Origin of the sequence: Glycomyces sp. NPDC047010 (genome assembly GCF_040644205.1) — a bacterium.
In the GTDB taxonomy this organism is placed as follows: Bacteria; Actinomycetota; Actinomycetes; order Mycobacteriales; family Micromonosporaceae; genus Glycomyces.
On the sequence record NZ_JBEYVY010000010.1, the window covers coordinates 244122 to 263801 of the forward strand.

At 71.4% G+C, this 19680-nt stretch carries 16 protein-coding genes; 8 read left to right on the forward strand and 8 right to left on the reverse strand.

The features are described 5' to 3' along the window. The first annotated feature begins 19 nt into the window (after positions 1 to 19). A complete protein-coding gene (infB, locus tag AB0A65_RS20790; RefSeq protein ID WP_359953442.1) occupies positions 20 to 2950 on the forward strand; it encodes a translation initiation factor IF-2 in 2931 nt (976 codons plus the stop codon). After that, entirely contained in the window at positions 2951 to 4378 is a 1428-nt protein-coding gene (locus tag AB0A65_RS20795) for a methyltransferase (RefSeq protein WP_359953443.1), read from the forward strand. Here the strand turns inward: AB0A65_RS20795 and AB0A65_RS20800 are convergent. From AB0A65_RS20800 to AB0A65_RS20810, 3 genes are all read right to left on the reverse strand, one after another. Then, the gene (locus AB0A65_RS20800) at positions 4375 to 5022 is read right to left on the reverse strand and encodes a response regulator transcription factor (RefSeq protein WP_359953444.1); all 648 of its coding nucleotides are present in this window, start codon (positions 5020 to 5022) and stop codon (positions 4375 to 4377) included. The two genes, AB0A65_RS20795 and AB0A65_RS20800, sit on opposite strands and share 4 nt — an antisense overlap. Continuing rightward, the gene (locus tag AB0A65_RS20805; protein ID WP_359953446.1) at positions 5013 to 6275 is read right to left on the reverse strand and encodes a sensor domain-containing protein; all 1263 of its coding nucleotides are present in this window, start codon (positions 6273 to 6275) and stop codon (positions 5013 to 5015) included. The genes AB0A65_RS20800 and AB0A65_RS20805 overlap by 10 nt, the downstream gene beginning before the upstream one ends. Positions 6276 to 6351: 76 nt before the next feature. Next, a complete protein-coding gene (locus tag AB0A65_RS20810) occupies positions 6352 to 6882 on the reverse strand; it encodes a DUF6069 family protein (RefSeq protein ID WP_359953448.1) in 531 nt (176 codons plus the stop codon). Positions 6883 to 7007: 125 nt separating this feature from the next. On the opposite strand from AB0A65_RS20810, the gene AB0A65_RS20815 reads away from it, so the two are divergent. The 4 genes from AB0A65_RS20815 (at position 7008) to truB (ending at position 10327) form a co-directional block, all read left to right on the forward strand. Next, on the forward strand, positions 7008 to 7304 hold the full coding sequence (locus tag AB0A65_RS20815; RefSeq protein WP_359953450.1) for a DUF503 domain-containing protein: 297 nt from the start codon (positions 7008 to 7010) through the stop codon (positions 7302 to 7304). 104 nt (positions 7305 to 7408) lie between these two features. After that, positions 7409 to 7861, forward strand: a complete 453-nt coding sequence (rbfA, locus tag AB0A65_RS20820; RefSeq protein ID WP_359953452.1) for a 30S ribosome-binding factor RbfA — start codon at positions 7409 to 7411, stop codon at positions 7859 to 7861. Next, positions 7858 to 9195: an MATE family efflux transporter gene (locus tag AB0A65_RS20825; RefSeq protein WP_359953454.1), complete on the forward strand. Its 1338-nt coding sequence runs from the start codon at positions 7858 to 7860 to the stop codon at positions 9193 to 9195. The genes rbfA and AB0A65_RS20825 overlap by 4 nt, the downstream gene beginning before the upstream one ends. Positions 9196 to 9412: 217 nt before the next feature. Then, positions 9413 to 10327 (forward strand): tRNA pseudouridine(55) synthase TruB, encoded by a 915-nt coding sequence (truB, locus tag AB0A65_RS20830; protein ID WP_359953455.1) that lies wholly within the window; start codon positions 9413 to 9415, stop codon positions 10325 to 10327. Positions 10328 to 10406: 79 nt separating this feature from the next. Here the strand turns inward: truB and AB0A65_RS20835 are convergent, their stop codons facing one another. Next, a complete protein-coding gene (locus AB0A65_RS20835; RefSeq protein WP_359953457.1) occupies positions 10407 to 11309 on the reverse strand; it encodes a helix-turn-helix domain-containing protein in 903 nt (300 codons plus the stop codon). A gap of 100 nt (positions 11310 to 11409) precedes the next feature. Here AB0A65_RS20835 and AB0A65_RS20840 point away from each other — a divergent pair, with 100 nt between their 5' ends. Beyond that, positions 11410 to 12057, forward strand: coding sequence for a disulfide bond formation protein DsbA (locus AB0A65_RS20840; RefSeq protein ID WP_359953458.1), 648 nt, complete (start codon positions 11410 to 11412; stop codon positions 12055 to 12057). A 70-nt stretch (positions 12058 to 12127) separates the two neighbouring features. On the opposite strand, the gene AB0A65_RS20845 is transcribed toward AB0A65_RS20840, so the two are convergent. Then, a complete protein-coding gene (locus AB0A65_RS20845) occupies positions 12128 to 12643 on the reverse strand; it encodes a DUF3145 family protein (RefSeq protein ID WP_359953460.1) in 516 nt (171 codons plus the stop codon). Between the two features lie 392 nt (positions 12644 to 13035). Between AB0A65_RS20845 and AB0A65_RS20850 the strand changes: the two genes are divergently transcribed. Beyond that, a complete protein-coding gene (locus AB0A65_RS20850) occupies positions 13036 to 13383 on the forward strand; it encodes a hypothetical protein (RefSeq protein ID WP_359953462.1) in 348 nt (115 codons plus the stop codon). 206 nt (positions 13384 to 13589) lie between these two features. Here AB0A65_RS20850 and AB0A65_RS20855 read toward each other — a convergent pair whose 3' ends face one another. The 3 genes from AB0A65_RS20855 to AB0A65_RS20865 form a co-directional block, all read right to left on the reverse strand. Further along, positions 13590 to 15416 carry a protein kinase gene (locus AB0A65_RS20855; RefSeq protein ID WP_359953464.1) on the reverse strand — a complete coding sequence of 609 codons (1827 nt, stop codon included), beginning with the start codon at positions 15414 to 15416 and terminating at the stop codon, positions 13590 to 13592. 61 nt (positions 15417 to 15477) lie between these two features. After that, positions 15478 to 18072: a trehalose-phosphatase gene (gene otsB, locus AB0A65_RS20860; protein ID WP_359953466.1), complete on the reverse strand. Its 2595-nt coding sequence runs from the start codon at positions 18070 to 18072 to the stop codon at positions 15478 to 15480. Positions 18073 to 18138: 66 nt separating this feature from the next. Continuing rightward, positions 18139 to 19569 carry a trehalose-6-phosphate synthase gene (locus tag AB0A65_RS20865; RefSeq protein WP_359953468.1) on the reverse strand — a complete coding sequence of 477 codons (1431 nt, stop codon included), beginning with the start codon at positions 19567 to 19569 and terminating at the stop codon, positions 18139 to 18141. Between the last annotated feature and the right edge of the window lie 111 nt (positions 19570 to 19680).

Here is a 19680-nt window from a genome sequence, read left to right on the forward strand (position 1 = left end):
CTCGAATGTGAGGAGTGCAGTGGCAGCAAAGCCCCGCGTACATGAACTTGCCAAGGAACTGGGCACGACGAGCAAGGACTTGCTCGCGAAGCTCGGCTCGATGGGCGAGTTCGTGAAGTCAGCGTCGAGCACGGTCGAAGCGCCGGTGGCGCGTCGGCTGCGGCAGGAGTACGACGCCGCACAGGGCGCCCCGGCAGCGTCGGCCGGGAAGACCGAGACCCCGACGCCGGCCGCCCCCGTGAAGCCCGCGGCCTCCAAGCCGCGCCCGGCGGCGCCGAGCCCGTCCAAGATCATGCAGGCCAAGGTCGACGCCAAGGACGCCAAGTCCGAGGCGAAGGCCGAAGCCGAGGCCAAGAAGGCCGCGAAGAAGGCCGCCCCGAAGCCGGGTGCGGCCGCCGGTCCGAAGCCGGGCCCCAAGCCCGCTCCGGCCCCGCTCCAGCCCGAGATCAAGCCCGCGTCCGCCCGCGACATCGAGGTGGCCGCGGAGCAGAAGCGCGCCGAGGAGCTGCTCAAGCGCCAGCAGGAGCAGGCCGAGGCCGCCAAGCGCGCCGCGGCGGCTCCCAAGCCCGGCCCGAAGCCCGCTCCGGCCCCGGCCGCCCGTCCGGGCGCGCCGAAGCCGGGCCCGAAGAACCCGTTCGGCGTCGGCGGCGGCACTCCCGCCCCGAAGTCGCGTCCCGCAGACGGCGGCGCCGAGCGCCCCGGCGGTCCCCGCCCCAGCCCGCGCATGATGCCTCCGCGTCCGAACCCGGGCATGATGCCCGGTCGTCCGGCCGGCGGCGGTCGTGACGGCGGCGCGCGCGGTGCCCGCGGCGGCGGTCGCGGCGGCCCCGGCGGCGGCGGTGGCCGTCCCGGTGGCGGCGGCGGTCGTCCCGGTGGGGGCGGCGGCAACTACCGCGGCAACTTCGGCGGTGCCGGCGGCGGCGGAGCCGCGGGCGGTACCGGCGGTTCCGGTCCTTCGACCGGCGCGCCGGCCCCGTACCGGGGCGGCGGCGGTCGCGCGGGCGGCGGCGGCAAGGCGCGCGGCGGCGGTGCCGCAGGCGCGTTCGGCCGCGGCGGACCCCGCGGCAAGTCCCGCAAGTCGCGTCGTCAGCGGCGCCAGGAGTTCGACAACCTGGCCGCGCCGAGGATGCAGTCGGGCGCGCCCCGAGGGAACGGCGAGACCATTCGCCTGGCCCGCGGCGCGTCGCTCGCCGACTTCGCCGACAAGATCGGCACCCTGCCGGGCACCCTCGTCCAGGAGCTGTTCACCCTGGGCGAGATGGTGACCGCGACGCAGTCCGTGTCGGAGGATACCTTCGAGCTCCTCGGCACCCACCTCGACTGGGACATCAAGATCGTGTCCCCCGAGGAGGAGGACCGCGAGCTGCTGTCGCAGTTCGGCATCGACCTCGACGCCGAGGACAAGGACGACTTCGTCCCGCGTCCCCCGGTCGTCACGGTCATGGGCCACGTCGACCACGGTAAGACGAAGCTCCTCGACGCGATCCGCCACACGAACGTCGTGGCGGGCGAGGCGGGCGGCATCACCCAGCACATCGGCGCGTACCAGGTCCACGTCGAGCACGAGGGCGAAGACCGTGCGATCACGTTCATCGACACCCCGGGCCACGAGGCCTTCACCGCCATGCGCGCCCGCGGCGCGAACGTCACGGACATCGTGGTGCTCGTGGTCGCGGCGGACGACGGCGTCATGCCGCAGACGATCGAGGCCCTGAACCACGCCAGCGCCGCCGGCGCCCCGGTCGTGGTCGCGGTCAACAAGACCGACCTGCCGGACGCCAACCCGGGCAAGGTCCGCCAGCAGCTGACCGAGTACGGCCTGGTCGCCGAGGAGTACGGCGGGCAGACCATGTTCGTCGACGTGGCCGCCAAGCCGCGCATCGGCATCGCGGAGCTGCTCGAAGCGGTGCTCCTGACCGCCGACGCGTCCCTGGAGCTGGAGGCTTCGGAGACCGGCAACGCGCAGGGCATCGCGATCGAGGCGCACCTCGACAAGGGCCGCGGCCCGGTCGCCACGGTCCTGGTCCAGAAGGGCACGCTGCGTGTCGGCGACTCGATCGTCGCCGGCGGCGCGCACGGACGCGTCCGTGCGATGCACGACGCCGACGGCACCAAGGTCATCGAGGCGACCCCGTCGTTCCCGGTGCAGGTGCAGGGCCTCGCGTCCGTCCCGATGGCGGGGGACGTGTTCCTCGCCGCCGACGACGACCGCACGGTCCGGCAGATCGCGGAGCAGCGCCAGGCCCGCCGCCGTGCGGCGCAGCAGGCGTCCCGCGTCTCGCGCACCACGCTCGAGAACCTCATGGACAAGATCGCCGAAGGCGAGCGCACCACGCTCTCGCTCATCATCAAGGGCGACGGCGCCGGTTCGGTCGAGGCCCTCGAAGAGGCGCTGGTCGCGCTGGAGATCCCGGAGGAAGTGCACCTCCAGGTCATCCACCGCGGCGTCGGTCCGATCACGGAGTCCGACGTCAACCTCGCCGCGGCGGGCGACGGCGAGGCCGCGACGATCATCGCGTTCAACGTTCGTGCCGAGGGTCGCGTCCGCGACATGGCCGAGCGCGAAGGCGTGGACGTCCGGTACTACACCGTCATCTACCAGGCGATCGAGGAGATCGAGACCGCGCTCAAGGGCATGCTCAAGCCCGAGTACGAAGAGGCGGCGCTCGGTTCGGCCGAGATCCGCGAGGTGTTCCGCTCGTCGAAGCTCGGCAACATCGCCGGTGCGCTCGTCACGAGCGGTTCGATCAAGCGCAACGCGAAGGTCCGCCTCATGCGCGACGGCGCGGTCGTCATCGAGACGACCATCTCGTCGCTGCGCCGGTTCAAGGACGACGCCAACGAGGTCCGCGAGGGCTTCGAGTGCGGTTTCACCTTGAAGAACTACAACAACATCGAAGAGGGCGACATCATCGAAGCCTTCGAGATGCGCGAGAAGCCGCGCTCGTAAGTGCGTCTGCTCGAAGCTGAAGCCGCTGCGCGGCTCGGACGGGCCCTTCGGGGCTTCGACCGGGCCGCGCTGCGGCGCGTCTACGGCCCGGACGCGGTCGCTGCCGCCGACCGCGGCGACTACCGGGCGCTGCTCGCGCAGTGCGGGGACGACCCGCTCGGCGTGCGGGCCCGCCTGTGGGTCGCGGGCGTCCCGGTCCCTGCCGCCGCGGTGGCGGGCGCATTGGCTCCCTTCACGCTCGATGAAGCCCGTGAATGCGGTCTCCTGACCGGCGGCGACGAGGTGTCCGCGGGCTGGGGCCTCCAGTTCGAGGGCGACCGGCTCCTGTTCTCCGACCAGCTGCCGAACACCACGGGCGGCCGCGGCCCCGAGCACGTGCTCGGCGTCGGCGGCGCCTCGAAGCTCCTCCTCGACCTGACGCTCCGCGACCCCGTCGCGAGCGCCCTCGACCTGGGCACCGGCTGCGGCGTCCAGGCCCTGGCGCTGCCCGCCGACCGGGTCGCCGCCACGGACTTGAGCGAGCGCGCCCTGGCGTTCGCCGCACTGAACGCCGCGGTCAACGGCACAGAGCTCGAACTGCTGCAAGGGGACCTGCTCGAACCGATCGCCGGGCGGCGCTTCGACCTCGTGGTCGCGAACCCGCCGTTCGTCATCGGCACGCCCGGCACCGGCTGGACCTACCGCGACGGCGGCCGCGAAGCCGACGGCATCGCCGCCGAGCTCGCCGCGGCCTCCGTCGACCTGCTGAACCCCGGCGGGACCATGCAGTTCCTCGCGAACTGGCTGCACCGCAAGGGCGAGGACTGGTCCGAGCGCGTCGCGGGCTGGTTCCCCAACGCGGGCGTGCGGGTGTGGGCCGTGGAGCGCGAGGTGCTCGACCCGCTCGACTACGTGCGCACCTGGCAGCGCGACTCGGGGGAGTCGCACGACGCCGAGCAGGCCGCGGCCTGGCTCGACTGGTTCGCGGCCAACGAGGTCGAGGCCGTCGGCTTCGGCTTCGTCTCCGTCCGCCGCATCGACGGCCCCACGGAAGTGGTCTGCGAAGAAGCCCGCCACGCGGTCGAGGCCCCGTGGTCCGACCGCGTCGCCGACTGGTTCGCACTGCGCGACGACCCGCTCGAACCCGAGGTGCTGTGGGAGTCGCGGCTGCGCGTCGCCGACGGCACGGTCCTCCAGCAAACCGCCGCTCTGGGCGACGAGGGCTGGGACGTGGACCGGCAGTGGCTCCAGCAGGCGCACGGCATGCGGTACGCCGAGGAGGCCGACCCGCTCGTCGTCCAGTTCCTCGGCGCGTGCAACGGCGAAGCGGAAGTGCGCCTCCAGGTGCAGCTCCTCGCCGACACGTACGGGGCAGAGCCGGCGCTGCTGTACGCCCAGCTCTACCCCGTCGTGAAGCGCCTGATCGAGCGCGGCTTCCTCGTCCTCTAGGACCTGAGGTACGCCAGGACGGCCTTCACCCTGCGGTGGTGGTCGCCGTCCTCGCTGCTGAGCGCGAGCTTCGTGAAGATGTTCCGGATGTGCTTCTCGACCGCGCCGTCGGAGATGAACAGCTTCTTGCCGATCGCCTTGTTCGAGTGGCCCTCGGCCATGAGTCCCAGGACCTCCTTCTCGCGGGGCGTCAGCGTCGCGACGGGGTCGTTCTTGCGGCGCCTGACCATGAGCTGCGAGACCACCTCCGGGTCGAACACGGTGCCGCCCGCGGCGACGCGCTTCAGGGAGTCCATGAAGTCCTCGATGTCGATGACCCGCTCCTTGAGCAGGTACCCGACGGCGCCGCGGGCGTCCGCGAGGAGGTCGTCCGCGTAGGAGACCTCCACGTACTGGCTGAGGATGAGCACGGGCGCGCCCGGGACGATCTCCCGGGCGCGCGTGGCTGCTCTGAGCCCTTCGTCGGTGAACGACGGGGGCATGCGGACGTCGACGACCGAGACGTCCGGCTTGTGCTCGGCGACGGCCTCCACGAGGGCGTCGCCGTCGCCGACCTCGGCGAGCACCTCGCATCCGAACTCCTCCAAGAGCTTCACGAGCCCTGAACGGATGAGCACGGCGTCATCGGCGATCACTACTCGCACGGAACCTCCACGACGATCACTGTCGGACCGCCGTCGGGGGAGTCGATGGTCCACTGGCCCTCGACGGCCTTGACCCGGTCGGTGAGGCCCGAGAGCCCGTGCCCCTTCGAGACGTGCGCGCCCCCGACGCCGTTGTCGCCGACCGAGAGCACCAGCCTATCGCCCCAGTCCTCGACCGACACGGTCGCTTTGGTGGCCTGGGAGTGCTTGGCCACGTTCGTGAGGCACTCGGCGGTCACGAAGTACACGGTGCTCTCGACGGCGGCCCGGTAGCGGCCGTTGAGGTTCGTCTCCAGCTCCACCGGGACGAGCGAGCGGGCCGCGAGGGCCGCGAGCGCCGCCTCCAGGCCGCGGTCGGTGAGGATCGGCGGGGCGATGCCGCGCGAGAGCGACCGCAGCTCGTCGATGGTCTCCCTGGTCTGGGCGATGGCCGCCTCCAGGGTCTCCTGGGCCGCTTCGGGGTTGGTCGCGAGCTGGCGCTTGACGCGGGCGAGCTCCATGCCCAGGCCCACGAGGCGCTGCTGCGGGCCGTCGTGGATGTCGCGCTCGATGCGCCGCAGGGCGTCGGCCTCCGCGGAGGTCGCGGCGGCCCGGGACTCCTCCAGCTGGTCGATGCGCTCGTGCAGGCCGCTGATGGAGGTGAGCATGCCGCGGCCGATCGAGGCTTCGGCGACGGCCATGCCGCGGGTGACCGGGACGATCGTCAGGATCATCACGGCCGCGGCGATCCAGCAGAGCACCGACATCGCCAGGTACGAGTCGCCCCAGCCGAGCCATTCGGTGGCGTATTCGAGGCCCTGCTCCGACTCGCCGGTCGCGGCGATGATGATCCAGCCCCACACCGGCCACGTCAGGGTCGCGAGGGTCACGGCCCACCACACGAGCGCGATGACGAAACCGGCGATGGCGACGGGCAGGATCGTCACGGCCCACAGGATGTTGAGCCACGACTGGCCGTCGGTGAGCGCGGTCAGGAACCGGCGCAGCGCCGAGGCGTCCTCCGGGGAGCGCTTGTAGCGGGGCTTCGGCAGCTCCCGGCGCAGCACCGCGGGGAGCATGGAGCGGCCCGCGGCGGCCATGCCGCGCATCGCGAACATGGTGGCGGCGGCGATGGGCACGCCGATCCAGATGATCGCCGTGCCGACCCCGAGGAGGGTGCCGACCAGGCCGATGATGAACGAGGGCAGGGCGATGAAGAACATCGACAGGAGGTATCCGGTGTCGGTGCCGAGTTGCCGGAGGGTTGTACGCATGGGTCAACAGTAGAAAAGCGGGCCGCCCGGTACGACCCGGCGGTCCCGCTTGTTCACGGTAGGGCCTGCCCTACCTTCAGAGCATCCCGTCGCCGGGCGCTCGGCCCGCCCTGGTCGCGATGCCCGCGACCGAGTTGAGCAGGCTCATGATGCACAGGCCGATGACCAGGTTGATCGCCGCCGTCGCGATCTGCGACTCCAGTTCCGCCGAGGCGGTGAACGGGATGAGCACGCCCACGGCGATGACCAGCAGCATGATCCAGTTGAAGAACGCCATCGGGCGCGGCATGAGCATGAGCAGCAGGTGCACCGCGGCGGTCGCCAGGATCGCGATCCCGAACGCCCCGAACGCGTAAGTGGTGGTGGTCGTGTCGCCGTAGGCCCCCGCGTCCGAAGGCGAGAGGATGTGGATGCCGAGCACCCCGCGCACCAGGAGGATGCCCACGAGCGCGACGAGCGCGGCCACGACGGCCGTCCCGAAGCCGCCCGCCCACAGCTTCCCGGCGTCCACCCTCGGGCGGTCGCCCTGCTCCGGCTGGACCGGCGGGTAGGGCCGCGTGGGCTGCTCCTGGTAGTTCCGGTCCCAGCCGCTCTGCGGTGACGCCATGGCTCCTCCTCGGTCCGCTTCCGGCCTCATCGTGGCAGGTACCCGTGACGGACGTCGCGAAACCGGTGATTTCCGGCGGCTGTAAAGATCTTGGGGATGTCGGGCCCTGCGCGTAATCTAGAGCGGTGTTCACCGGATGTGTTGAATTCGACCTCCTCCTGCCCCAGGACTCCCGCTCGCTGAAGGCCAAGCGCTCCTACGTGCGCCCGATCGTCGCCTCCCTGCGGAAGTACGAGGTCGCGGTCGCGGAGGTCGGCGACCAGGAGGTCCACGGCCGCACTACGATCGGCGTCGCCGCCGTCGCCGGGGACCACCGCCACGTCGCGGAGGTCCTCGACGCCTGCGAGCACCACGTCGCGGGCCGCCCCGAAGTGGAGCTCCTCAGCGCCAGGCGGCGCGTCTTCGGCCCCGAGGACGATTAGACAGCACAGGCGATTGAGGATCCGCGCCCAGACGGGGCGCGGTCGACGAAGGCGCATCCGCACCGAGGTGCGCGCAGCAGTGGAAGTGGAAGGCAGGAAGAGCGATGGCAGACGCAGCGAAGCGGGCCCAGGTGTCCAAGCGGGTCATGGAGCTGACCGCGCAGGCGGTCCGCAAACTCAAGGACCCGCGGGTCGGCATGGTCACCATCACCGACGCCCGCATTACCTCGGACCTGCGCGAGGCCACGGTCTTCTACACCGTCCTCGGTGACGAGGACCAGGTCAAGGCGTCCGCGGCGGGCCTGGAGCGCGCCACCGGGCACCTGCGCACCACCGTCGGCCGGGCCCTGGGGATGCGCCACGCGCCGTCCCTCCAGTTCATTGCCGACACCGTCCCCGACCAGGCCAACCGCATCGAGGAGCTCCTCGCGAAGGCCGCCGCGGCCGACGCGGAGGTCCACAAGATCGCCGAGGGCGCCGCCTACGCGGGCGAGGCCAACCCGTACGTCGAGAAGGACGAGCCCGAGGACGAGGCGGCCGAAGAGCCCCGCCGGTGACCTCCGGCACCCCCGTCGACCCGGCCGCGGCCCCTCCGCGGCCGGCCTCCTACCGGACGATCGCCTCCCTGGCGATCCCGGCGCTCGTCGTCCTCGCCGCCGAGCCCATCTACCTGCTCATCGACACCGCCGTGGTCGGCCACCTGGGTGCCGTGCCGCTCGCCGGGCTCGCGCTCGGCGGCGTCATCATGGGCCTCGCGCCGCTCATCGGCGCGGTCCTCGCCTACGGCACCACCGCCCGGGCCGCCCGCCGCTACGGCGCGGGCGACCGCCCCGGCGCCGTCGCCGAAGGCGTCCAGGGCACCTGGATCGCCCTCGCCGCGGGCCTGCTCATGATCGCCGCCATCGAGGTCTTCGCGGGCCCGCTCGCGGGCCTCATGGGCGACGACCCGGCCGTGGAGGCCGCCGCGGCCGAATGGCTCCGCGTGGCGATCCTCGGCGCCCCGTTCCTCCTCGTCGCCGGGGCCGGGCAGGGCTGGATGCGCGCCGTCCAGGACACCCGCCGCCCCATGTGGTTCGTGACGGTCTCGTTCCTCATCTCGGCCGCGCTCGCGCCGGTCCTCGTGTACCCCGTCGGCCTCGGCCTCGTCGGCTCCGCGTGGGCGAACGCCGTCGCGCAGGCCATCTCCGGCACCCTGTTCCTCCTCGCGCTGCGCCGCGAAGGGGTGAGCCTGCGCGTCGACTGGCCCCTGATGTCCAAGCAGCTCACCGCGAACGGCGACCTCATCATCCGCGGCGCCGCGTTCCAGGTGAGCTCCTTCTCCGCGGCGGCCGTGGCCGCCCGGGTCGGCACCGCCGCGCTCGGCGCGCACCAGATCGGCATGCAGCTGTGGTTCTTCGCGGCGCTCGCCCTCGACGCGGTCGCCATCGCCGCCCAGGCCCTCATCGGCGCCGACCTCGGCGCGGGCCGCCCCGAGACCGCGCGGGCCTCCGCGAAGCGCATCACGATCGTGGGCGTCGGCTACGGCCTGCTGTTCCTCGTGGTGGTCCTCGTGCTCATCCCGTTCCTGCCGGGCCTGTTCACCTCCGATGCGGCCGTGCGGGACCAGCTCGGGAGCGTGTGGCCGTGGCTGGTGCTCCTGCTGCCGGTCGCGGGCGTCGTCTTCGCCCTCGACGGGGTCCTCATCGGCGCGGGGGACCTGCGGTTCCTGCGGAACATGACGGTGGCCTCGATCGCGAGCGGCCTGCCGTTCATGTGGCTCACCCTCGTCTTCGACTGGGGCCTCGCGGGGATCTGGGGCGGCATCGCCGTCTACATGCTCGTGCGGCTCGGACTCATCCTGTGGCGCTTGCGATCCGGTGACTGGGCCGTCACCGGCGCCGAGCGGGCCTGACAATTTCCGTCTCACAATGTGAATTCGGCGTAGTGAGGCACCTGAACCTCCGTTAAGGTCTCCAGGATGAAGACTGATTCATCACCTCGCCGCAAGCGCCGGGTCCGTCCCAATAATTGGGATGAGGAGAAGGCGGAGGCGCTGCGCGCCCTCCAGGAATCGCTCGACCGCCACCAGTAGCGCGCGCCGCGGCGGCGGCCGGTTAGCCTCTACGACCGTGACCGCAGCGCAGAAGAACGGCCCGCAGCCGGGCCTCATCGTCGTCGACAAGCCCCAGGGCATCACCTCCCACGGGGTCGTGGCCCGCATGCGCCGCATCTGCGGCACCCGGAAGGTGGGCCACGGCGGCACGCTGGACCCGATGGCCACGGGCGTGCTGATCGTCGCCGTCGGCAAGGCCACGAAGCTGCTGACCTACGTGTCGGGCCTCGACAAGTCCTATGCCGCGACGATCCGCCTGGGCCAGTCCACCGTGACCGACGACGCCGAGGGCGATCCCACCGCGACCGCCGACGCCTCCGCGGTCGCCGAGGACGCGATCCGCGCCGGGCTCGCGGCCATGACCGGCGAGATCGACCAGGTCCCGAGCGCGGTCAGCGCCGTCAAGGTCGACGGGCAGCGCGCCTACAAGCTCGTCCGCGACGGCGAGGCCGTCGAACTCAAGCCCCGGCGCGTGACGATCGCCGCGATCGAGGTCCTCGACATCCGCCGTGAAGGCACCTTCACCGACGTGGACGTGGACGTCTCCTGCTCCTCCGGGACCTACATCCGCGCCATCGCCCGCGACCTGGGCGCCGTGCTTGAGGTCGGCGGGCACCTGACGGCCCTGCGCCGCACCAGGATCGGCGGCTTCGGCCTCGACACCGCCGCGACCCTGGAAGCGCTCGCGGAGCGCTCCGAAGCGGGCGAACCGCTCGGCACCCTGACGATGGGCGACGCCGCGGCCCGCCTCATGCCGACCCGCACGGCCACCGACGCCGAGGCGAAGGCCCTCTCCTACGGCAAGCCCCTCGCCGCCGCGGGCATCGAGGGCCGCTACGCCGTCCTCGACGCCGCCGGCGAACTCCTCGCCGTCATGACCGAGCACGGCGACACGGCCAAACCCGAGACCGTCTTCGCGGCGGCCTCGTAGCCGGATTGTCGGACCCCGCTGGCACCATTGCGAACCGGGGGCCCAAACCCTGAGGTGCGGCGGGCCTTTCGGGTGCCCGCTAGCCGGCGAGGATCTGGCTGCGGAAGGCGATCGGGGTCGTTCCGGTGCGCTGGGCGAAGAACTTGTTGAAGTTGGTCGCCGAGGAGAAGCCGAGGCGGTCGCCGATCCTCGCGGCCGGGACCGCGGAGCACGCGAGCATCCGCTTGGCCTCCAGCACGACCCGGCGGTCGATGAACTCCTTGGCGGGCATCCCCACGGCCGTGATCGTCGCGCGCGACAGCGTCCTGGGGGAGCACGCCAGGGCCTCGGCGTAGTCGCTCAGGGTCCGCGTGTTCGCGAAGTCGCGTTCCACCGCGTCGCGGAAGGAAAGGTACACCTCGCCCTGCTCGCTCCCTGCCGCCGCGCTCGGGAGGCTCGCCACCCGCAGGACCAGGACCGCGAGGAGGTGCCGGAGCACCTGCCGCCGGGTGTCCTCCGCGAGCCGGTCGGCCGAGTGCTCCCACTGGAGCTGCGTGGTCGCCGCGCGCAGCAGCGCGTGGTCCTCCGCGGCCGGGGCGCGCAGCACCGGCGCGTGCGGGTCGTCGGCGCACACGCCGATCGCCGTGTCGGGGTCGAGGAACCCGGTCGCGAAGCGGATGACCGTGCCCTCGGCGCGGTCGAGCGCGCCCCAGCGCTGCACCTGCCCGGGACGGGCCCACAGCCACTGGCCCGGCGCGATCGCGTGCTCCCGGAAGTCCACCGAATGGCGAAGGGCCCCAGAGGAGAGCGTGACGAGGCAGTGCCGGTCGGGCCGGAACGGCCGCGAGGGCGCACCGCCCGCGCGCAGGCGCGCGAGGGTGTGGATCTCGAACGACGGGGCCGGAGCGGTGCCGAACGGTTCGGCGACGAGCTCGGCGGGGTGCTCGCTGGCGCCCTCCCAGAACCGGCCCGTTATGTCATCTTGTCGCGTATTCACCAGCATCAGCGGCAAGTTTATCCTTTTAATCCGGATTGCGCGGTGGGTTCCGATCATGGATCCGAGCCGCCTGGGAACTAGTTCAAATTGAAAGTACCCTAGTCCCATGACACAACCCAAGACCGTCGACTTCTGGTTCGATCCCGCGTGCCCCTGGGCGTGGATGACCTCCCGCTGGATCATCGAGGCGTCGAAACTGCGCGACCTGGACGTGCACTGGAACGTCATGAGCCTGTACGTGCTCAACGAGCCCAAGCTCGACGAGCTCCCCGAGAACTACCGCGCGTTCATGCCCGGCACGCTCCCGGCCGTGCGCGTCGCCACCGCCGTCGCCGAGCAGTACGACAACGAGACCCTCGGCCGCCTCTACACCGCCCTCGGGAACCGCATCCACCTCCGCAAGGACAAGGACCCCGAGAGCTACATCCCGTCCGCCCTCGACGCCGTCGGCCTCCCGGCCGACCTCGCCGCGGCCGCGAAGACCGAGGACTGGGACGAGGCACTGCGCGCCTCGCACCAGCGCGGCATCGGCCTGGTGGGCACCGACGTCGGGACGCCCGTCGTCGCCGTCGAGAACGACGAGGGCGTCAAGGTCGGCCTGTTCGGCCCGGTCGTGACCCCCGCCCCGCAGGGCGAGGCCGCCGCGAAGCTGTGGGACGGCGTCTACGCCGTGACCACCACCCCGGGCTTCTACGAGCTCAAGCGCTCGCGCACCGACGGCCCGAACTTCGACAACCTCGCCGACGAGCTCTAGTAGCACGACCGCAATAGCGCACACGGAAAGGCCCGCAACGCGATCGCGTTGCGGGCCTTCCTCTCTCGTCTCAGCTGACCTGGGAGAGCCAGGACTGCTCGGCGCCGCCGACGGCCTGCCGGTACGGCGCGAGCTCCCGCTCCCACTCCAGGCCCAGGAGCTGGTCCAGCCCGGAGCGCAGCGCCTCGGCGCTGGTGGTGGTCGCCAGGAGCGCGCGGATGCGGTCCTCGGCGATCATGATGTCGCCGCTGGCGCTCATCGCGGCGCGGTAGGCGCCGCGGCCGGGGACGTGCATGATGCGCTCGCCGTCCACGCCCGCGCTCGGGTCCTCGGTGACCTCGAAGCGCAGCATCGGCCACTGCACCAGGGCCTTCGCGAACTCCGCGCCCATGCCGGCGTAGCCGGTCCAGGCGCGCTCGGCGCGCATGGTGCCCCGCTCGGCGTCCTGCGGGGACCAGCCCAGCTTGACCGTTCCCTGCCGCGAGGTGCCGCCGGAGCTCTCCAGGACACGCCCGATCGCCCACTCGACGTGCGGGCACACGGCCGGCGGGCTGGAGTGGATGTAGATCACGCCGCGTGTCTGCATCGCGCACCTCCTTGGGAATCGGCGTATCTGAGTACTGGCTCACTCCTTGTGGTCATTTGACTACGACTTGAAGCCGCACAACGGGTGTCGCCCGGGTCGAAGAAGGGATGGACTCGGACCCGGCACGCTATTCCGCTCTGTTACATACTGACAGCTTCGAAAGCATCGCGCTAGGCTTAAACGGCCCCGGGCACTCACTTTTTCGATCATTCGATGTGTCACACCCGGTGCATGTGCTAGTCGTCGCAGGACACACCTGAGCTACACTTGCGCATGACCGGCATACTGTCGGTTTTCTTTTGTGGTCCAACCCAGGTTCGTGACAGTCTTCGGGGCTGCTCTTCCTGCGCGAGACCGAAGATCCGTCTACACGACATGGTGAGGAGACCGGCGTGGCAGCCAACACTTCCAAGACAGCACGCGCTTCCGTCAAGGCCGGCCAGGGCAAGGGTGCCGCGGGCCTCAGCGTCCTCGGCGAGTTCAAGTACCTGATCCCGCTCAACGGCGGCAAGCACGTGTACCTGCGCAACCTGACCACCGGCAAGACCCTGCACCTCGCCACCGGCTCCGAGGCGTTCACCGAGGCCCTCAAGGCCCTGGCCGCCGCCGGCCACGGCGAGAAGCTCAAGGCCGAGATCGAGGGCCTCGCGTCCTCGCTTCCCGCGGAGCAGGGCTGGGACACCACCCTGAAGTCGCTCGAAGAGGCCGGCGTCTTCACCGCCGAGGCCGTCGCCGCGTAAGGGTCCGCCCCCGCGACAACCGCGCTCCATGCCCTCGGGTGTGGGGCGCTTTTTCATGCGCGCGACTCGGGGCGCACTCGCGCGCCCCGAAAACCAATCGATCAAATGTTCGACTGCGCTATTCGCGGTCCAATTTCTGCAACTGCGGAATGCGTCCGCGGATTGGCGCGGATCACCCGATCGGCCGACCCTTATCGGGCATTCGGTCAGTCGCCGAGATCGGCGGTGCACACCGGTTCGGACTTCGGCACCTCGTCGACCGACCACAGTGCGCTCACCAGGAAGCAGTAGTCCTGGTCCGGGCTGAACCCGGCGCTGGTGAACGTGGTCTCCAGGGTCCCGTCGGTGTTCAGCGCCTCGGCCTGGTCGTCCCCGACGCGCTGCGCGAACACGATGTACCGCAGGCTCGACGTGGCGCCCTCCGGCGCGGTCCACGCGAGGGTCACTTCGCCCGCGTCCCACGACTCGATCGCCAGGCCAGTGGGGGCCCCGCCGCCGTCGGTGTTCGCCTGGTCCAGGTCGTCCTCGTCCTTGTTCGGGACGATCAGCCACAGCCACAGGGTCATGACCAGGCCCAGGACCACGCTGATGGAGATCCCCAGGATCACGTAGCCCTTGAGGCTCCGGTTGTCCTTCTCCTTGCGCTGCAGCTGCTTCGGGGCCTTGTACGCCTGGGTCTTGCGCTGCTTCGCGCCGTCGCGGCCGATCACCGGCGGCGCGAACACCTGCTGGTCCTGCTGCACCGGTGACGCGGAGTGCGGGTGCATCGGCGGCGCGGCCTGCTGCGCCGTCCACGGCGAGGGCGGCGGCTGCATGCTCACCGGCGCCTGCGGGGGCGCCGAGTACGGGGCGATCTGCGGTGCGGGAGAAGCCGGGGCCCCCGAGAACGGCTGCGCGGACATCGGGGCGCCCGAGAACGGCGCGGCCGAGATCGGCGGCGCCGCCGGGGTCCCGTTCAGCTGCGCGTACCGCGGGTCCACCGCGTGGCCCAGCTGCGAACCGAACCCGCCCGTCCCGCCGCCGGTCATCCCCCCGGCGGTCGAACCGAGCGTGTTCCCGTACTCCGAGTGCGGCATCGGCGGCTGCTGCACGGGCGCGAACGGGTCGAGCGGCACCCGCGTGCCCCGCGACGCCACCTCGGGCCGGTACACCGTCTCCTCGTTCGAGACGTCGCCGATGACCGACGGCGCCGCGGCCTTGCCGACCCCGCCGCCGTACATGCCCCGCTGGAGCTCCTCGGCGAACGCCTCGCACGAGGCGGGCCGCCGGGCCGGGTCCCGCGAGAGGCTCCGCACGAGCAGCGTCTCCAGCCACTCGGGGACGTCCTCGCGGGGCAGCTGCGGCGGCTGCGCGTCGGAGGTGACGCGCTCGCGGTGCGTGTCGGGGTCGGTGCCGCCCTCGGGGTTCGCGAACGGCGCGAACCCGGCGAGGAGGTGCCACATGCTGGAGGCGAGGCTGAACAGGTCGCTCGCGGGCGTCTGGACCTGCCGCAGGAGCGCCTCGGGGGACGCGTGGAGCGGCGTGAGCTTGTCGATCGCGGCCGTGGCCGCCAGCGCGGCGGTGCTGCGGGCGATGCCGAAGTCGGCGAGCGCGGGGCCGTACTGGCCGCGGAGGATGTTCTGCGGCTTGACGTCCCGGTGGAGGATGTCCGCGTGGTGGGCGGCCTGGAGGGCCTGTCCGATCTTGACGCCGACGTCGAGGACGTCGGCGACGGGGAGGGGCCCGTCGGCCTTGAGGATCGCGGAGTAGGAGCCGCCCTCGCAGTACTCCATGACGATGAACGGCTGCCCGGCGTCGGTGTGCCCGGTGTCGATGATCGAGACGATGTGGGGGTGGTTCGAGACCGCCACGGTCGCTTCGAGTTCCTTCTCGACGGAGTCGGCGGTGGTCATGTCGTCGTCGACGAGGAGGACCTTCACGGCCACGGTCCGGTCGAGCCGTTCCTGGACGGCGCGGTACACGAACGCGGTCGACCCGTGCGCGACCATCTCGAAGTCGCGGAATCCGGGGATGGCCGGGTTGGGGAGGCTCAAGGCGGGGGCTCTCTGCCGGGGACAGTGTCCGGTCCAGATTAGCCCCCGCCCTGAATCACTCTCAGATGTGTCCGGCGGCGCCGTTCAGGAGGTTCGCGACCCGGATGAGGCCGAGGTGCGAGTACGCCTGCGGGTGGTTGCCGAGGCCGCGTTCGGCGATCGGGTCCCACTGCTCGGGCAGGAGCCCGGTCGGGCCGGCGCAGGCGAGGATCTGCTCGAACAGCTCCTCGGCGTCGGTGCGGCGCCCCACCTGGAGGTACGCCTCGGCGAGCCAGGCGGCGCAGATGATGAACCCGCCCTCGGTGCCGGGCAGGCCGTCGTCGCGGTGGTAGCGGTAGACGGACGGGCCCGAGCGCAGGCCGGCCTCGATCTTGAGGACGGTCTTGAGGTAGCGCGGGTCGTCGGGCGGGAGCAGGCCGGAGAGGCCCACCCACAGGGACGCGGCGTCGAGGTCGTCGTGGCCGTAGGCGGCCGTGTAGGCCCCGGCCTCGTCGTGCCAGCCGAGTTCGAGGACGTTCTTGGCGATCTGGTCGCGCAGCTCGGGCCAGTCGGGCTTGTACTCCATGCCGAACTGCTCGGCGACCTTGAGCGCCCGGTCCACGGTCACCCAGCACATGACCTTCGAGTAGACGTGGTGCCGGGGGGCCTGGCGGGCCTCCCAGATGCCGTGGTCGGGCTCGTGCCAGCGCTTGGCGACGGCCTCGACCATGCTCGCCATGACGCGCTCCTCGAACTCCGAGAGGTGCCCGCGGCGCTGCGCGACGGCCTCGATGAGCATCGCGACGGGGCCGAACACGTCCAGTTGGACCTGGTTCGACGCGGCGTTGTTGATGCGCACCGGGCGGGCCCCGGCGTACCCGGGGAGCGTGTCGATGATGGCCTCGGGGCTCGGGGCCTGGCCTTCGATGTCGTAGAGGGGCGCGAGCCGCTCGGGGTGCCCGGCGGTGCGCTCCAGGATGCCGGCGACCCACGTGAAGTAGGACTCGGCCTCCTGGAGGGAGCCGAGGTCGACGAGCGCGTTGGCGGTCATCGCGGCGTCGCGGATCCAGCAGAACCGGTAGTCCCAGTTGCGGACGCCGCCGAGCTCCTCGGGGAGCGAGGTGGTGGCCGCGGCGAGGATCGCGCCGGTCGGCTGGTAGCAGAGGGCCTTGAGCGTCAGCGCGGAGCGGCCGACGGTCTCGGGCTCGATGCGCGGGAGCTTCAGGGAGTCCGACCAGTTGCGCCAGCCCGCCTCGGTGGTGCGGCGGCGGACGTGGACGGGCGGGCGCCATTCGCTGAGGTCGTCGATCCCGGCGCGCATCTCCAGCACGAGCGACCCGCCCGCTTGGGCGAGGTCGACGGTGGCGACGGCGAGGGAGTGCTGGCCGTCGTACTCGATGTGCCAGTCGACGCCGGGGGAGCGCAGGCTGATGGGCTCGCGGCCGCCGAGGACCTTGAGGCCCTCGTCGCCGACGGGCTGGAGCTGCACGGGGATCTGCCCGAACTCCGGCCGGGGCGCGAACGTGATCTTGACGGGGACCTCGCCGGTGACCTCGCGGACGAGGACGGTGGCGTTGAGGTCGCCGCGGCGGCGCGGGGTGGAGTCGAGCCAGTCGGTGACCGACAGGCCGGACCAGCGGGTCTCGACGGACATGGTCCCGGCGACGTACCGCTGGCCGAGGGGGATGCCGGCGCTGACGGGCTGGACGGTGAAGTGCCCGGCGTGGTCGCCGCCGAGCAGGTCGGCGAAGACCGACCCGGAGTCGGGCTTGGGGTGGCACATCCAGGTGACGCGGCCCTCGGGGGTGAGCAGCGCGTGGTTGGCGCCGTCGGCGATCATCGCGTGCCGCTCGATGAGCTGCGCGGACTCGCCCTGGAGCCAGGCCCGGCGGGTGTCCACGAGGCTCGCGAGGAGCTTCGCGACGGCCTCGGGGTCGTCGAGCCGGTAGGCGGCCCGGGTGGGGCCGGGGCCGATGCGGACGCCGACGTCGGGGCCGTGGAGGTGCGCGAACGCGTTCTCGTCGGTGACGTCGTCGCCCAGGAACAGGACGGCGGAGGCGCCGAGCTGGTGGCGGAGCTTGTCGAGGGCGTCACCCTTGTGGGTGGCGACCACGGACAGGTCGATGACCGCCTTGCCCTCGGTGGTCTGCACGCCGTCCCACGTCGAGGGGCCCTCGCGGACGTCCTCGACGGCGCCGCTCGCGTCGGCCTCGTTGCTTTCGCGCACGTGCAGGGCCGCGCCCGCGGGCTTGGGCTCCACCCGGGCGCCCTTGTAGCGTTCGGCGATCGCGGTGAGCTCGGCGACGAGCTTGTCGCGCAACCGCTGGTCCTCGCTGGAGAGCGCCCGGGTGAAGCCGATGTCGAACTCGGACCCGTGGGATCCGACCAGGTGTACTTCGGAAGGCAGGCGGGACAGGGCCGCCAGGTCGCGCAGGGCGCGACCCGAGATGACCGCGACCTTGGTCTGCGGCAGGTTCGCGAGCGTCCGCAGGGCCGACACCGATTCGGGGATCGGTTTGGCCTGCGAGGGGTCGGTCACAATGGGGGCGAGCGTGCCGTCGTAGTCGCACGCGATCAGCAGCTGCGGAACGCGGGCGAGCAAGGTGAGGGCCGAGCGGAGCTCTTCGGAGGAGCCGGGGCTCTCCGGAGCACGGCCCTCTGGGCTAGGTGCGGTCATCGTGGCGTATCTCTCCAACACCGTCGTTGCGGAATATGTGTGCCTACCGGCCCCTGCCTGCCGTTTTCAGTCGGCGGAGGGCAGGCTGCCCGGATTGTACGCCGCGCTGCGCTCCGGAACTCCCAGCGCCGTGAGGAACGACCGGGCCCACCGGGACACGTCGTGCTTGCGCAGGTACCTCCTCATGGCGCGCATCCTCTTCATCCTATCGTCGGCGGACGCGGTCGCCGCTGTCACGAATCCGTCTTTCAGGTCTGTCAGATCGTGCGGGTTCACGAGGAACGCCTGCCGCAGATCCCCTGCGGCACCGGCGAACTCGCTCAGGACGAGCGCGCCGCGGTTGTCGGCCTGGCTCGCCACGTACTCCTTCGCGACGAGATTCATCCCATCGCGCAGGGGGGTCACGGCCATGATGTCGGCGGCCTGGTAGAGCGCCGCCAGCTCGTACCGGTCGAACGACTGGTGCAGGTAGTGCACGGCCGGGAGCCCGACCTGGCCGTACTCGCCGTTGATGCGCCCGACCTCGCGTTCGACGCGTTCGCGCAGGGCCCGGTACTGGTCCACGCGTTCGCGGCTGGGGGTCGCGACCTGGATCATGACGGCCTTGGGGACCTGGAGTCGGCCGTCTTCGAGGAGCTCGCGGAACGCCTTGAGGCGCTGCTCGATGCCCTTGGTGTAGTCGAGCCGGTCCACGCCCAGGATGATCGTCTCGGGCTCGCCGAGTTCGGCCCGGATCTCCTTGGCGCGCTGGCGGACCCGTTCGGTGCCGGCGACCTCTTCGTTGGCGGCGGTGTCGATGGAGATGGGGAAGGCGTCGGCCCTGACGAGGCGGTCGTCGACGGTGACGTAGTGCCCCCTCGGCCGGTAGCCGAGCAGGTGCCGGGTGAGCGCGAGGAAGTTCTGCGCCGCGAGGGGCCGCTGGAAGCCGACGAGGTCGGCGCCGAGGAGGCCCTTGAGGATCTCCATGCGGTGGGGGAGCTGCATGAACAGCTCGACGGGCGGGAACGGGATGTGCAGGAAGAACCCGATCCTCAGGTCCGGGCGGCGCTCGCGGAGCATGCCGGGGACGAGCTGGAGCTGGTAGTCCTGGATCCACACGACCGCGCCGGGCGCGGCCTCGCGGGCGCACACCTCGGCGAACCGCTCGTTCACTTCGTAGTAGGACTTCCACCAGGAGCGGCGGAAGACGCGGGGCTCGACCGCGTCGTGGTAGAGCGGCCACAGCGAGGCGTTCGAGAACCCCTCGTAGTAGCGGAAGATCTCGTTCTCGCTGAGTTCGACCGGCAGCAGCGTGACGCCGTCGGACTCGAAGGGCTCGGGGGCGGCGCCGGCGGTGCCGGCCCAACCGATCCACGTGCCCTGGTTGGCCTGGAGAACGGGTTCGAGGGCGGTGACGAGGCCGCCAGGGGATCGGCGCCAGGTTCGGTTTCCCTCTGCATCGACGACTGAGTCGACGGGGAGGCGGTTGGCCACGACGATGAACTGTGCGTTGCTCAATTCGTTTTCCTCCTTTCTCCAAGCCTAGCGGGGAAGGGGTTTCAGAGTGCGGTGGTGACGTACGCGCTCCCGCGCGAGGCCCCATTGGCGGGTGCGCCCCGGGGCTTGACA

Excerpts from the sequence above, each read along its gene's own strand:
- AB0A65_RS20805 (WP_359953446.1), bottom strand. The coding sequence starts at position 6,275 with ATGCGTACAACCCTCCGGCAACTCGGCACCGACACCGGATACCTCCTG.
- AB0A65_RS20810 (WP_359953448.1), bottom strand. The coding sequence starts at position 6,882 with ATGGCGTCACCGCAGAGCGGCTGGGACCGGAACTACCAGGAGCAGCCC.
- rbfA (WP_359953452.1), top strand. The coding sequence starts at position 7,409 with ATGGCAGACGCAGCGAAGCGGGCCCAGGTGTCCAAGCGGGTCATGGAG.
- AB0A65_RS20835 (WP_359953457.1), bottom strand. The coding sequence starts at position 11,309 with ATGCTGGTGAATACGCGACAAGATGACATAACGGGCCGGTTCTGGGAG.
- AB0A65_RS20840 (WP_359953458.1), top strand. The coding sequence starts at position 11,410 with ATGACACAACCCAAGACCGTCGACTTCTGGTTCGATCCCGCGTGCCCC.
- AB0A65_RS20845 (WP_359953460.1), bottom strand. The coding sequence starts at position 12,643 with ATGCAGACACGCGGCGTGATCTACATCCACTCCAGCCCGCCGGCCGTG.
- otsB (WP_359953466.1), bottom strand. The coding sequence starts at position 18,072 with ATGACCGCACCTAGCCCAGAGGGCCGTGCTCCGGAGAGCCCCGGCTCC.